The organism is Flexithrix dorotheae DSM 6795 (genome assembly GCF_000379765.1).
Lineage (GTDB): Bacteria > Bacteroidota > Bacteroidia > Cytophagales > Flammeovirgaceae > Flexithrix > Flexithrix dorotheae.
Map to the genome: position 1 here is coordinate 46,062 of NZ_KB903441.1, position 16,604 is coordinate 62,665.

Consider the following 16,604-nt stretch of genomic DNA (forward strand, 5'->3'; position numbering starts at 1 on the left):
CGAAATCCGATGAGGGACAAAAAAAGGGGCATGTAAACAATACATGCCCCTTTTTTTATGGCTTTTGCTAAAGGATTTCTTATTAATGTTTTACAATCCTTTTTACCAGGTTAAGCGTCTGATCCTCCGAGAAAATTTTAAGAATATACATCCCTGGATTTAAAATTTCTTCTGGAAGATATAAATCTATTCCACCCTGAGCATCGTCAAAATTAGTGGTACTTGCATATTGCGTTCGGCCACTGGTATCATAAATTAACACTTTAATTTCCCCTTTATATGCCTTGTCAAAATCTACGAACAACTGATCCTCGAATGGATTTGGGTATACCACTAAGTTAAACTCAATATCCTCTTCTACTATGGTAAAATTAAGATTATGACTGATTCCCCCTACTTTACTGATTATTCCTTCAGGGGTAACTTTAAGAGAATATGGCGTGGCACTTAAAGCATAAGTGCCAGGATTGGGCTCCCAAAGCGATTGCTCATCATTTTCAGCTTCACTTAGTAAAAATGGAGCCGATTTGGTTAAAAAGTTTTCATTATCAAATACAAAACTCACTTCTGAGACAGATTCTGAAGTTACATCGGCTCTTAAACTTATTTTCCTTGTGCCTATTTCCTTAATATTAATAGTATCACCTTCGGCAACTTCCTTAATGTCCTCTCCAGTTTCCGTATTGATTAAGGTCAAACTTTTCACAGCCATTTCCAAAGGAAGATCTTCCACCTCCAAAGATAGAGCCATACGGGTACTCCCCCCCTGATCATCATTAGCCAAAACATTAAATTCATAAGTACCAGAAGAATTATAACCTGGACTTAATACTAACTTGGCACTTCCATTTTTAAAATCGGAAAGTGTTCCGAATGTGGGCATATCTTCCATTTTAAAAGATATTGGATCACCATCAGGATCAGATGCCTCCATTAAAATTTCCACTTTTTCACCTTCCTTTAATTGATAAGATGTTTCGAAATCAGCAAATACAGGATTATTATTATTTACATTGGACAGCCTTAATGCCTCTTCGCCCTGTGGTAGAATTTCAACTGCAGATATCTGATTATACCCTAAAAGGCTTTTTATTTCAAGGCTAATTTCTTCTCCGGTAACCGAAACATTAAAGCTTTTTACCATAGCTTTTCCAACACCAGCTTCCTTTACCACATCAAAATTTTGTAAAATTAATTTATTTTGAATTTTCACATTAGCCATCTTAGTTCCTTCATCCGAAGAATACAAATCAGCAAAATGCAAATGCATGGTATATTTCCCGTTTTCTACAGGAAACTTAAATAATATCGTAGTATCCTGCTCACACCAGATTTCTGACTTATAAAGTTCATCGAATTGGGTATTATCAATATCCTCCACCCAATATGCATAAGAATTATAGCCTGTTCCAGACTTGAGCATCGGCATTAAAGGATCAAACACTTTTCCTTCAAATTCACTTTGTCCTGAGATTAAGCCAGCATCAAATCTATAACTGGACGTAGGCACATTTAAATTTTCAACAAGTACATTGAAACTAATCGTAGAAGATCCACCATTGGGTTCTTTTACGGTAATGGTAATATTTGATACCCCTTTTGCCCCCTGTTCAGGAACAATGGTAAGCATATATTTACCATCAACCAACTCAATTTTGATATCTTCTTCCTTTATTACCGCCTGATTTTCAGAGAAAATGTCAAAGGAAAGTTTCGAGAAATTATCTCCATAATCAAGGTCTAGCTCTTCTGGACCAAACTGAGCATTTTGTGCCAAAATCTGGTCACCAATAGGCTTAAGAGCAACTTTATTGGTGATACTAAATGTTTGAATAACTTCATCAGCGGGAAGGTAATTTTCATTACCCGGAGCAGAGGCTTTAATGGTCACCTCTCCTAATCCGTTAAGGGTAAGCGTATTTCCGTTAAGCGTAGCCGGCCCCGAAACAACAGTCAGTGTTACTGGTAACCCAGCACTTGATTTAACATTAAGCTTCACGGTCCCTTCCTCCAGTGACCTTGTACCAATTGAGGCAAAGGTAATCACCTGGTTTTTAGCATCAGGGCTCTCTACAGAAAGAGCCTGAGTGCCTTGTGGCACAATTTCTATTCCTGAGATTTGAGGATAACCATTACCTTTGTCAATCATCAACTCCATATTTTCATCCAGCACAAGCACATCAAAAGACTTTACCAAAGCAGCATTTCTACCAACTTCTTTAATAATATCAAAATCATCTAACTTTTTTTCTCCTTCCAGGTAAAGGTCAAAAACTCGATCCCCTTCATTTTCATAATGCCAATCCACAAAATGCAAATGCACGGTGTAGGCCCCATTTAAAACAGGAAATAAAAATTTTGTTTCTTGCCTCCTACACCACGTTTCAGTTTGATATAACTCGTCAAAAGTAGTATTAGCGATAGATATAAAATTGTCAGAATCGAGGGCCTCACCAGATGAAAGATAAGGCAGTAGTGGGACAAATAATTTGTTATCATATTCTACACTATCCGATTTCAATCCTGCGTCCAGTCTTAAGTAGGAAGTTTCTGCATCACCTACAAAAACATTAAAATTAACAGGGTCGGAAGTATCGGTTCCATCTGAAGCTACAATTGTAAGGGTAATATTACCAGTTTGATCAGTTTCAGGAGTAATTTTTAAAGTCTGTTTCACTCCATTCCCGGAAATTAAAATTTTCTCATCAGAAATTACACTTTGATCTTTGCTGGTTACCTGGAGGGTTAAACTTCCGCTGTTACTCCCCAGGTACTCAACCTCTACCTCAAGATTTTCAAGTGATCCATTTGTTTTAATGAACTGATTTTTTACTGGTTTAACGGTTATTTTTTTTTTCACATAAAAGGTCTGTTCTATGTAAGTTGGAGCAAAATTCTTATCTCCATCTTGATTTGCCTTAATAACTACTTTACCAGGTTCAGTAATTGTAAAAGTATTTCCTGAAAGAGTTCCAGGCCCTGAAACAATAGAAAAAGTAACTGGAAGACCTGAAGAAGAAACAGCATTTAATTTAACCGTTCCCCCATTAGCCAACTGTGTTGGAATTGGATCAAAAGTAATTTCTTGTGAAAATTTCCCCTCCTTAAAAGGCCAGACTTTTCCTTCCATTTGACCGTACATGAATAATTTACTTGGAATAGTTGCCGCAACTCCACTCCAAGGCTGAAAAGAACCAGTATTAGTCGGATTAGAAGGATATTTTCTGGTTTTTTCTTTAGCCCTAGTATAAATGGCCTGAACATTTAAATCTTTATAATAGACATTTGCTGTGGATACCCAAACATCCTCAACAAAGTTTCGCCCCCCATTTTTAGTTGTAAACCCATCAATATTTTCATCTCCCCTCCTCCTTGAGTCTCCATAAGTTCCATCTATAAAAAAAACAAATGCATCAATAGCCTTTTTTAATCCTTTACCCTTCACTGCTAAATCCTTATACCAGCCCTTTGATTTATTTGCATCTGGGAAAAACAATTTAATATCCTCATCTCCAATAGTATAATCGTAAAGGCTATTATCAAATTTCCTTGCATATGCATCAGCCATGGAAATAGCATGATCTACACAAGCTGAAGTATAAGTCCAACCTATCTCAGGCCATGATGATTTACCGCGGTACAAATCCGAGTGGGAGCCATCTCCAAAGGTTCCAAATGCGACCCATTCTTTGAATGCTCTTTTCCCATGGTCAATCAGGGTAAGATCATTTAAAAATATACCCGCAAGAAAAGAAAATCTAAAATGTGCACTTCTTCGGTTATTATAAACTAACGATAAATTCCAAGCTTCCGGTCCACCATCCCATAATTGATCACCACTTTTTCTATCCTGATAAGCATTTATCTTAGTGTAATCATTATTTTCTCTCCCAGGAAAGGCAGAATTTAAATTAGCCCTATAAACTTCATCAAAGAATATAGCAGCATTCAAAAGCCACTTTTCAATTGTATCTTTATCTCCTTGAGAAAAGGAAGGAGAATCTTTAGTATAATCATAGGCTAAAAGCATTTTTGTACACCACTCAGCAATAAAAAAACCTGGATTTAAATCGTTAAAACTTTTTTGTCCAGTACACCAAATATTTCTATTTGAAAAATCTAATTGCTTGTTAGTTGCATACCACATTAATTCAGTCCGTACAGGATCACTATATTTTCTATCCTTTGTTAATAAATAGACAAATCCCGCATCCATAACACTATTAGCTCCGTGGTTTCCTTTAGTTTGAGGACGTGGTTCCATATTATCAATTATGGTACGGTCTGAATAGGTGTGCAAATTGGGGACACAGGAAGCTTCTTTCCAGTAATTTGTATATCTATCATTTGCAGAATTTTGCACACATCTATTTGCACTAGCAATTATTTTTTCCCACTCCCCGGGAGTATTTATTCCTGCGTCACCAGGAGAATTATATAAAGTTTGTCCTGGATCTAAACCTGCTCTTTCTCTCCAAATTTTTATTTCTTCCTGAGAATAGGTCAAACCATTTTGACCAAATAAATTATTTGAAAAGGTAAGAAATATAAAAACTATTTGAAACTTAAAATAAGTCCATCCAAAGAAATCTACAAAAAATCGCATCAAACTATTATTAGTTCTAAAAAAATCCTTATCTAAAAACCAAAAATTGTCTCGTAAAAAATAGAGGATATCTGGTGAAGTTGGTAATAATTGTTAACAATAATAAAGCAGTATTAACAATCATTAAATATTTTTATGCTTACTCACAATAAACATGCTAAATCATCATTGTTAAAAACCATACCAATTAGAAAAACTAAAAAAATATTTTATGTGAATTTTAATAGTTTATATTCAAATAGTAATATTCGCAAAAATAAGTAAACTATTTTCTATTCTTCAATTATTAGATTTTCTTTTTAATTTTTCAGGTTTATAAGGCTTTTAAACAGTTTAAAATTAATTGTTTACAATTTATACTAACTTGGTTAACAAATTTCCATGGATTATTTGAATTTTTTAATCAAAAGGGGTCAAAATAAAAAGCCACCAACTATAATAGTCAGTGACTTTCCAAAAGTTAATATTAAATGTTTAACCCTATTATTTATTATTCTAAAATAAATCTCTTGACTGTTTTTGTATTTTTAGAAATAAAAACTGAAAAATAAAGTCCTGGACCATACTCCTTCATATTTACACTAATTGAAAAAGTACCTTCTGAAAGCTCTTTTGAATATACTTGTTCACCACTTGCGTTTAGAATTTTCCAGCTTGCACCTTCACTATTTAGAATTTCCACATCGAAATTAACAAAATCCACAGCAGGGTTTGGGAATACCGTTGCATTAATTGTCTCTTCTAAACTTTCTGCATAAATGCTAGAACTATCTCCAAAGCTATTTGCTCCCCTTTTTGCAACAGAATTGACATCAATTACCTCAATATAATCTACCAAGGCCCAGTTCAATTTTGACTTGATATTTAATTGGTGTTTTCCACCACTTAAGCTTAAAGCTTCTGATTCCATAGTACCCCAATAACTTTTTCCAAAATTATTATCCAATTCTGAAACTGAAGATTGGTCACCCACGAAAAGTTTGGTTTCTCCATTAACTTTAAATTCATATCCTTTCTGAAAATATATCATACTATTACTTATATCTCCAGATCTTAATCTAACCCTAATTAAGTATTGGCCATCCTTGGGAATTTCAAATGGAATTTTTAATTCATCTTCAACATCATAAAGTTGAACAGCCTTTGATTTGCTAAGAAATGAAGACTCTTCCGAGGTTTCTTTTACCTCCCCCTTAGTACCACTATTTGTTACCAACTCAAAAGCATCTTCTGCTTCTATGTATAAGTACAAGTCCTCTTGTGGTGTTCCAATTCCCAATAATTTTATAGTGGCATTTCCTTCCGTTTTATTTGATAATACCTGCAGTTCAGCTTCTAACTTTCCTTCGCTTTGGGGAATAAACAACACCTCGACCTCTTTAGTCTGTCCAGGTAAAATTTCTCCAGACCAATTTCCAGAAAATGCAGGGTTTGAAAATAATAACTTTTCAATTTTCAATGTAGCATTTCCATTATTCTCAATTGTCAACAACTGTTTTACAGACTTTTCTATTTCAGTTTCTCCAAAATCTAATTTATCCTGCATAACGATACTTACCTTTTCTTTTCCTTTCCCAACAATCTCAACATAATCCACTAATTGCCAGTAATCTAAGGATTGAAGCTCAATATAGTTATTCCCTTTCTTTAGAGAAACCCAATCTGTACTCATAGTTCCCCAATAAGCAATTCCAAAATTATTATCTTCATTGGAAATAGATTCTAAATCACCTATAAATTTTGTAGAGTTACCATTTAGGGTGATGTTATACCCAATTGGCCAATATGAAGTTTTATCTACTCTATTCCCAGACCTTACTCTCACTTTTACTTGGTACTCACCATCTTCTGGAATATTAAAATTAATTCTCACTTTATCTCCCTTATCAAAAACCTGCACCGCTTTTCCCCCTCCAAGCAAACTAGAAGTATCATCACTTATCTTGATATCCCCTTTGCTACCCACATCAGTAGAAATCATATAATTATCTTCCGCTTCAAAAACCATTGAATAATAATGCTCTTCTTCTGGTTTAAGTCCTTTCCCTGAAATTACCATTTCGTTTTCTCCCGAAGTTTTATCTGATTTTACAATAATTTTCCCAGAATATTCTATTTCCTCTTCAGGTATAAACTCTACCTCTATTGAAGTACTTTCTTGAGGATGAATTGAACCACTCCAATTCTGAAATTTAATCCCTTTTAATTCTGAAAAAATATCAGTAACCTTTAAAGAATGAGTACCAGTATTTTCAATAGTGAAGGTCTTTCTCACAGATTTACCTATTTCAATTTCACCGAAATTTAAGTCCCCACTTAAACTTATTATCTTTTCGATTTTTTCACTTTCCTTTCCAAAAACCTCCAAGTAGTCAACCAATCCCCAGGCAAACAATGCTTCTACCTCCAAAGAATTGTTTCCTTCCTCTAGTTTCAATTCTTCAGAATTCATTGTTCCCCAATAGGCAACTCCGAATTTATTATCTTGATTAGAAAGAGAGGACAAATCTCCCTCAAAATCAACCGGAACCCCATTTAATAAAAACTTATACCCATTATAAAAATAGCTTGATGGGTTTAATTTGCTTCCAGATCTTAATCTCACTTTGATTTGATAAGTATCCGTTTTATCTATTTGAAAATTAATTTTCACCTTATCTCCTTTGTCAAAAATTTGAACCGCTTTTTGTCCACTTAACAATCCTGATAAATCATCACTTATTTTTACCTCACCATTTGCTCCAATATTGGTTACCACAGAAAAATCACTTTCCGCCTCAAACCTGCCTTTCACTTCTACTAAAGGAGGTATAGGGTCTTCAGTCTCGGGAGTTTCAGGAGTTTCTTCTACTGGAGGCTGAGGTGTACCATCATTATATGGCCATACTTTTCCTTCCATTTGTCCAAAAAGGAATAATTTAGATGGGTAGGCATATGCACAACCTCCCCATCCATTAAATGATCCATTTGTTGGGTTTGACGGATATGCTATTGTTCCTGATTTTTGTCTTGTATAAATTGACTTAACATTTTTTGCCCATTCAGGATCTTTTCCATAATAGTAGATATTAGCCTGGCTCACCCAAGTATCATATGCCTTGCTGCTAGTAGAAATTTTTACACCTCCCCAAGTTCTGGAATTACCATAACTTTGGTCGAAATACCTTACAAAGCTGTTTATTACATTTTTCAGACTCTTTCCATTTACAGCCAGGTTTTTATACCAAGGTTTACCTTTTTGTGAGTCAGGGAAAAACTTTTGTAATTCTGTTTCATTTGTTTCATAATCATACAAACTGTTATCATACTTTCTTGCATAAGCATCTGCCATTGAAATTGCGTGATCAACACAAGCTGAAGTATAATTTATTCCTGTGTTAACCCTGCTACCCCCACCCCCTCTGTACATATCAGCATGGCTACCATCCTTAAAGGTCCCAAATACAATCCATTCTTTAAATACCTTCACTCCGTTGTCTATTAGGTACTTTTCATTCAAAAACAAACCTACTAGGAATGAAAACCTAAACTGAGCACTTCTTCTATTGTTATAGTTGGTTGAAAAGTAATAAATAGGCTCACCATTATCATAAGTGTGATTAGCATATTTATGAAGATTAGAGTTCGATACCGATCCATAGTTATTATATTTTCTTCCTCCATCAAAAGCCTCGTCAAGATTAGTATTATAAACTGCATCAAAAAATATGGCTGCATTTTTTATCCAGTTTTCAATTTTTGCTTTTTCTGCACTACTGTATACTTCAGAATATTTAGTGTAGTCATATGCAAAAAGCATCTTTGAGCACCACTCAGCAATAAAAAAACCTGGATTTCTATCAGCAAACCCCTTTGGTCCTACCACCCATCTCGATCTATTTGAAAAATCTAAATACTTATCAGATGAATAGTGAAGAAGTTCTTTCCGTACTGCATTGGCAAAATCTTTTCCTGTATAAGACTTACCTCCAACGGTTAATGTCCCCTTGTCACCAAGTAACAAGTGAGTAAAACCTGCATGCATTACACTGTTTGCACTATGATCACCATTCGTATGTGGCCTAGGCTCCTTGTCATCTACAACGTCTTTCCTGCTATCTCCATAAATTGGTCTCCCAGAATTTGATGGTCCACAGCACTTAGAATTCCAAAGCTCAGCAATTGGAGAATGAGTATCGTAATTATTAAACCTATCATTGCCCGGAGATGTGATTGCAGTTACAGCATCAGATAAGATTCTATCCCAATCTCCTGGGCTATTCTGACTTACATCACCCTTAGTTTTATAAAGGGTTTTCCCTGGGCTAATTCCAGCCCTTTCTCTCCAAATTGAGATTTCTTCTTCAGTATAAAAAAGTCCCTTCCTCTGCTGGCTAAATGCAGATATTGTAAAGGAAAATAAAAAAATAATTAGCCAGAAAATGGTGATTGAATTCTTCAGTGTTTTGTTATCCATGCTGGTTGAATTTAAAATTGACTTCTTTAATTATGATAGTATTGAATTGACTTAATTTTTGGACTCATCCAATTTTTTATCTTCAAAAGGCCCTAATACTTAATTTTATTGAAGGGTCTCAGTTTCAGTTTTAAATTCTATTTTAATATTTGTTAATAAGAATTTTTAAATTCTAATTTTTATTAACACTTATTTAATAAACCTTTGTTCTAATACATTTAAATAAGCTTTTCAACCTTCTTGTAAAATCATGCCATTAAAATTTCAGTGAAAATTAGAAATATTCCTTTCCTTACCATTTTATAAAGAAAAAATTGAAAAAAAGGGAATAAACTACTCATCTAATTTTTAAAAATTAGATAGAAAAGAGTATGAAATCTGGTAATTAAGAGATGACAATTAAAAATGGATGGGAAATATTTACTAGGGCTCCTATTTTCTTACATAACGGAGGCCGTGTGGGAATTTCTTAAATAGTCAAGTTAAAAGGGAAGTTAATTTATTTCTGGTGAGAATGTAAATTAACAAATACAGTAGATTTTAACAAAATTATTATTCCCCAAATTGTTATAGGGATATATTGGGCTGCATGAATTAAAACACCTAAAGAGAGTGCGCTTTCATTTGAAACGCCAAACATTGACAGTCCAAGAATAGTCATTGCCTGAAACACCCCTATGAATCCAGGAGAGGAAGGCACTAATAAACCAAAATTTACAATTGATAATATAATTAATCCAACAGGAAAAAAATCTACTTCAACGCCTAAAAAATATAAGCCTATCATAAACATACTCCCTTCTAACAACCAAATAATTAATCCAATTTGCATTATTAGAAATGTATTGAAATTGATTTCAAAGAAATCAAGTCCTTCGGTTATTTTCTGGAATCCATTTCCAACAAGTCTAAGGTATTTACTTCTGTGAGTTTTAAAAAATAGTCCAATTCTGGCTCTAAAAATTTTAGAAATAAAAATTAAGCCTATAAAACTGCTAAAAATAATATTAATTGAAATGAATAACTTTCTAAGCCATAAAACTTCCAGCAAATTTTCCTTTGCTAAGTAAATTCCAAGTAGCATAAATAAGATTAGACTGACTCCATCCAATATTTTTTCTCCAAAAACCGAAGAAATAGTGGTAACCCTATTTATTCCTGTTTTTTTACTAAAAAATTCCATACGGAGTAATTCCCCACCCCTTGCAGGAATGACATTATTCCCTGCAAACCCTATCACAATTCCTTCTAAACATAGACTATAGTTAACATTTGAATTATTCAACATTAATTTCCACCTGAAGGCTCTCAAAAAAAAAGTCATTAAATAAATACCCGAAAGAAATATAAAATAGAATACATTAAGCTTTGAGAGTTCTTCAATTGTTACCTTAACTTCTATTTTTAGTAAAATAAGAAAAATTACAAAAATGGAACACAACACCCCAATTAACCCAACCCATTTCTTCGATTTTAGTGTTTTTCTCATATATTGCTATATGGGTATGTTTATCAAAAATAAGTTAATCTTCCTTATTTACTATTTCATCAATAATATATAAAGGTCTCCTTTTCACTTCGATATAAATTCTCCCCAAATACTCTCCTATTATTCCCAATATACACAAAATCACTCCCCCAATAAAAAATGTTCCTACACCAATAGTAGCGTAACCTGGAGTGTCTGTTGGAGAATACCCCATCACCTCAAAGTCAAATATTCTTTGGAAAACAAGCAAAATCCCAATAATAAAAGATGGCAAAGAGATAAAAAAACCCAGATATGTTGCTAACCTGAGTGGGAAAGTTGAAAAATCAAAAATCCCATCAAAAGCCAGTTTTATTAATTTTTTGAAAGTATATTTTACTTCCCCAGCATTCCTTTCTGCCCTGTCATAAGCAACACCTATTTGTTTAAAACCTACATAAGCTCTTAGACCTCTAATAAACCTGATGTTTTCGGGTAATTCAAAATTTAATGCGTGAACAACTTTTTTATCCATGACACAAAAATCACCACTATCAATCGGAATCTTGATATTACTAATAGCTCCCAGAAACCTATAGAAAAAATAATAACTAGTTTTTTTGATGATTCCTTCTTTACGATTTTTCCGTATCGCATACACCACATGATAACCTTCTCTCCATTTATCTAAAAACCTACCTAGTTCTTCAGGAGGGTCTTGAAGATCTCCATCCATTACCACAATAGCGTCCCCACTTGCATGTTTAAGGCCTGAAGATATGGCCGCTTGGTGTCCAAAGTTTCTTGATAACTTAATTAATTTGAATCTTTGATCTTTAAAAGCTATTTTTTTTAACAACTTAAATGAATCATCCCAAGAACCATCATCCACAAGAATTATCTCAAATTTATCATTCCAAAGACTACTGGCATCAATTAATCTTTTGTGTAGACTCGGGATGTTTTCTTCTTCATTAAAAATAGGGATTACAATTGAAATCATGCCCAAATTTATATTTCTACATTAAGAATTAAAACCTAACTTCCCCGCTAGTGATACATTTTTCGGAATGGAGGAGGTATCTATTCCCAATACTTTACAGGATTCTGCAGCAACTCTAATCGAATTATTGACACTTCTCTCATCTGGATATACATGACACATATTTGCTAGGTAGAGGTTGAAAATCGGGGTTTTACAATCTGGCACTTTTTGGGAAAAATTAAGATCACACACAGTAGCAGCAGTGTATGTTTTAAAAATATGGGCTTTTTTAATTTTTTCAACGTTAAAGTCAGGGTAAACTTTCATTAAGTTACCAATCATCAATTCTTCAATTTGAACATCATTAAGTTCTGCAAATTCTTCATCATGAGAAAAATACCTTGATAGATAAGCAATATGACGCCCACCATAGAATTTTTCAGAAATTAGATTGGTATGTTCAATTACTCCTCCAAATGGGAATCCCGGATCTGCAATATTGAGCCAATAAATCTCACTTAATTTTTCGGTTAATTCTAAAACCACACAAACAGCACCAAAATATTTTATCTTAGAAAGAGATTCTTGAAAGAGTTGATTATGAGCGTCTAATAATTTACTTAAATATACCGTAGGAATTGTAAACAAAAATTCTCCACCAAAAAATTTCCCTTTGTCAGTTTCAAAACCAAGCAAAGTGTTTTTTTCAATAATTAGACTTTTAACTTCACAATTCTGAATTAATTCTACTCCTAAACGTCCCAATTCTTTCAATAACTCATCTAATAATTTTTGTAGGCTTCCTGTTAAATAACCTAGTTTTTCATCTCCATTATTACGTGAGCTCATCCTTTGTCTTAACCGTCCAACCATCCAGGCCAAAGGTACGCTTTTAGCAAAGGGTCCAAATTTAATATCAAGAAGTGGCTTCCATAAAGCATTGGTAACATTCTCTCCAGCCCACCTATAAAACCAATCTAATGAAGAAACATTTTCATAATTCTCCCACCTAGCAATTTTTCCCAAAAAAAGACTAGTAATACCAAATTTTAACTTGCCCCAAAAACTTAAAGGTGTGAATTTTAATAAATCAATAGGGGTATTAAAGTCATAAATTTTACCATTTTTAAAAACTCCCATTCTAGTATCGTAAAATTGCAACCATTCCTCCAGACCCAATTCAGATAACAACCACTTCAACTCAACGTCATGGGTAAAAAAATGATGGTAATAATATTCTAGTCTGGTATTTCCTATGGGAAAGGTTTTAAGTAATCCTCCAAAGTCAGCCCCTTTTTCAATTATTTTTACTTTTTTACCAGACTTTGCAGCTATATAACCTGCTACTAATCCAGTGATTCCACCTCCTACAATAGTTAACTTTTCGCTCAAACTAAGATTAAATTATTATTAAATAATATCAAGTATAAATGGTCCCTTATTTGAAAATTGGGAAAAAGCTTCAAATTACACCTATAATTTCTAATATTTTACTTAAATAAAGGGGTAGGTATATCTCAATTCACTATTGGAAATGATTAACAATCCAACATTTGACCTTTATATGTTTATAATAAAACTATTCCAGGCTGATTATTCCTTAAATATTTAATATTTTCAGATAATTTACATTAATTAATTCAAGGTCATACAATTTTTTTAAAAGATTAACCGATAAAATAGCTTCACTTCAAAAAATACCCAAAGACTCTTTTTGCAAGCCCAATTGAAAGAAATGAAGGAATAAACAATGGGGGACAATTTCTAAAAGTATAAACAATAAAATTTCTAATATTTCCTCCTCCCCTTATATCAAAAAGATGGTTATAATATTTTTGCAGTGATTTCTTTTTACGATTTTGATGATCGCCACTGGCTTCTGGATAGGTATAAAGTTTGGCATCAAAATTACAATATATTTCAAAATTATTCCGCAAAGCTTTGTGCGTAAAATCATGATCAGCCATATAATGGGGTAATGCTTTTTCTGCATACAATCCGATTTTATTAAAAACTTGAGAAGGAATTAATAGTCCACGACCAGGAAAGTGAGTCACCTTATGGAGACCCTTTTGTTCTTCCTGAGGAAGTTGATCAAGTAAATATTTATAGGTATGATTGGCCCAATTAATAATTTCTCCTCCGTATGTAGGTTTATCAGTACCCTTTTCTAAGGCTAAGGAACCCAATAATGCATTTGGATATTTTTCTGACCAATAGATCATTTTTTCTATATAATCAGGTAGGGCGATAACATCATTATTTAAGGTTAAAATATGACTAGCATCTTTTTCCAAAGCATACTTTATCCCCAAATTTGTTGCTGCTGTCCAGAATAAATTCCCATCACCAAATAAAATATCAACCTCAGAAAAATCTGCTCTCAACATATCAGAAGTACCATCAGTAGAACCATCGTCCACTACAACAATTTTGAAATTTTTATTGGTTTGTTCCCTTAATGAAAGTAAACAATCTTTGGTAAAATGTTTTCTATTAAAAACTGGGATTATTATATAGATCATTTCAATCTAACCTATTTGGCTATATTATTCAAAAGTTCTTTAATTTAATTACTTTATAAGCTTCGACCAATTAATTTCAATCGAATATTTTGGAGGTTAAACTTGACCAACAATCAATAATTTTTTTACTTCTTTCAATATTCCACTCCTTCATTTTTTCGGATATTTCTTGTGAATTAACCTCATTTAACACATCATGTATTTCATCGCTTGAATTAAAATAAGTGATATACTTCATATTCTCCTCATCATAATAATCAGCTCTTTCAACCCAAAAGTTCACCCATTTATCATGATTCAGTGCTATATCTAGGTTTTCAGGATGAGAGTCTGGATCATAACTACTTTGAAAATGAATAGCATTGGAATTAATCAACTCTTTTAAATAATTCTTACTAGGTAAAAATAATGGAACATTTGCAGCATAATGTTCAAGGATTGACATTGTGCTGATTTCATACGGAATATGCACCATTCCTAAAGTCTTATAGAGATCTTTCCAGGTATAACTTTCTGTTCTAACCCCTAACACTTTTTCATTAAATTTTTTAACCACTTTATGAATGATTCCCTTTTTAATAAGAAAATCATCCACATATTGTAATTTTTCAGAAGTAGTGATTTCGATATTATTTTTACGAAAAATATAGAATATACCTTCCTGTTGGTTTTCTTCACCCGTATATTTACAAAGACTTGGAATCCAGGCTGATTCAATACCTGTACCAAGCCTAAGATATTCCTGGTCTCCTTTATTATTGGAAATAGCTACCAATAAATCCTTTTTCTGTAGCCTTCTCAAACAATCATTCAATTCTTCCCACATTTCCAAATTAGGAGATTTTAAACTGTAAACATCTGTAAAGGGAAGATTATATCTACATGAATTAATAATAATTATCGGTTTATCATACTTTTCAAATAACAAAGTCAAACCTATTATGTGTGTTACAATAAACCCATCAAACTGACTTAAATAAGCATCATACTTTTGATGGAATTCCCTTATTTTTTCCTTTGTCATAAAAGGAAAAATATCTACATCAAGCTTTTTCCTTTCCTTATTAAATATAAAATAATGTGCTGAAGTACACCAATCTTCAAATTCTACATTTTCCTGATAAATATGTTTTAAAATATTTCTTGCGTCCTCTGCAATTGTTGCGTGATAATCAATACTAAAGAATTTCTTTTTTTGCATAAGATAATATCAAAATTAACCTGATATTCAAAGGTTAAAAATTACTTTGGTTTGAATTTATATTTTGTACCGAATTTCAATTAAATTAAATAGCCGTAACTTTTCTTAGTTCTTGTTCCGAATCCTTCAACTTATCACCTATTTCTTCTTCATTTTCTTTATTATGGAATTTAGAATCAAGGAAAAACAAGGTTAACCCCAAAGTTCCATAATAATGTGTTTCCCATAGGTATGATATGCCAAAAACAAGACCTGCTATAGCAAATGAGGTTAGTGCTAATTGATCTCTGCTAAGATTTTTAATTCTAAATAAATTTGAAAAAATATAAATAAATGAGGGTAAGATAAAAAATACAGTTCCCACTATACCAAAATAAAATAATTTGTCAAGGTAATTACTATGAAAATGGTGACCTGTACCATCTTCAAATGCTAAAACATCCCTATCAAAAAATTGAACAGGCAATTCAAAACCTTCGAACCTCATGCCAATAATTGGATTTTCTAAAACAAAGGGCCAATATGATTGAAACTGCACATATCTCCAGTTCCCAGTACCTTGTGATGTAGGATTCATAAGATCGTCAATATTCTCCACAATTTTTTTCATTATTGTTTCATTAGAAAAAATAAAAAAAGATGCAATTGACCCGATAATAACTCCTACAATGGCTATAGGTATGAGGGCATCGAATGTGATTTTTATTTTGGATTTAAAAAGAAAAAGTAAATTTGCTAAAAGTCCAAAAGCCGCAGTTACCCAAACAGTCCTATATTGCAGAAATCCGATTAAACCAATTACAATTAAGAATTTAAATAGATAACTTACTTTTTTCTCATAAAAGTAGCTGTTAAAATAAAATAGGCAGGGGATTAACAATAGTTGGGTTGATGAAGCAGAAAGCCCCCTATCATGTGCAGCAAATGCAGAAAGACTAAAAGCATCTCTATTTACAATGGCAACATTTAATACAAAGAAAATAAGTATAAGATTTACAACTTGTTTTAGTTGAATTTTTTCTTCAAATTTTTTGTAGAATCCATAAACGAAGAAAACACCGAAAAGCATAAAAAGTTTGGAAAAAACCCTTGGATACACAAAAAAAGTCCCATAATTATTATATGACTCCAACATTAAAATAAACACAAAAGCATAAGCCAATAAGCAATATACCCTTAAATATGATGACATCTCTCTAATAAAAAGGATAGAACCAACAAATGCTAATGCCCAAATAGCTCTTGTAACATTAAATGAAATTGGACTTTCCTTTCCAAAGATTAAATCTAAAAACAAACCATCGGTTAGGTATATAAAAAGGATTCCAAACAAATACAAAAAGCGGATATTAATTCTCATTTG

8 protein-coding genes are annotated in these 16,604 nt (G+C 32.8%); all 8 read right to left on the reverse strand.

The window, feature by feature from the left end:
* Window positions 1–82 precede the first annotated feature (82 nt).
* Entirely contained in the window at window positions 83–4,606 is a 4,524-nt protein-coding gene (locus A3EM_RS0114530) for a malectin domain-containing carbohydrate-binding protein (RefSeq protein ID WP_020528949.1), read from the reverse strand.
* Window positions 4,607–5,096: 490 nt separating this feature from the next.
* Complete coding sequence (locus A3EM_RS0114535; protein WP_020528950.1) at window positions 5,097–9,062, reverse strand: choice-of-anchor D domain-containing protein; 3,966 nt, start codon at window positions 9,060–9,062, stop codon at window positions 5,097–5,099.
* 499 nt (window positions 9,063–9,561) lie between these two features.
* On the reverse strand, window positions 9,562–10,551 hold the full coding sequence (locus A3EM_RS0114545; RefSeq protein ID WP_020528952.1) for a lysylphosphatidylglycerol synthase transmembrane domain-containing protein: 990 nt from the start codon (window positions 10,549–10,551) through the stop codon (window positions 9,562–9,564).
* A 34-nt stretch (window positions 10,552–10,585) separates the two neighbouring features.
* The gene (locus A3EM_RS0114550) at window positions 10,586–11,533 is read right to left on the reverse strand and encodes a glycosyltransferase family 2 protein (RefSeq protein ID WP_020528953.1); all 948 of its coding nucleotides are present in this window, start codon (window positions 11,531–11,533) and stop codon (window positions 10,586–10,588) included.
* A gap of 21 nt (window positions 11,534–11,554) precedes the next feature.
* A complete protein-coding gene (locus A3EM_RS0114555) occupies window positions 11,555–12,907 on the reverse strand; it encodes an NAD(P)/FAD-dependent oxidoreductase (RefSeq protein ID WP_020528954.1) in 1,353 nt (450 codons plus the stop codon).
* Between the two features lie 293 nt (window positions 12,908–13,200).
* Entirely contained in the window at window positions 13,201–14,040 is an 840-nt protein-coding gene (locus A3EM_RS0114560) for a glycosyltransferase family 2 protein (RefSeq protein WP_020528955.1), read from the reverse strand.
* A gap of 76 nt (window positions 14,041–14,116) precedes the next feature.
* Window positions 14,117–15,241 (reverse strand): hypothetical protein, encoded by a 1,125-nt coding sequence (locus A3EM_RS0114565; protein WP_020528956.1) that lies wholly within the window; start codon window positions 15,239–15,241, stop codon window positions 14,117–14,119.
* Between the two features lie 85 nt (window positions 15,242–15,326).
* On the reverse strand, window positions 15,327–16,538 hold the full coding sequence (locus A3EM_RS42450; RefSeq protein ID WP_157637895.1) for an O-antigen ligase family protein: 1,212 nt from the start codon (window positions 16,536–16,538) through the stop codon (window positions 15,327–15,329).
* Between the last annotated feature and the right edge of the window lie 66 nt (window positions 16,539–16,604).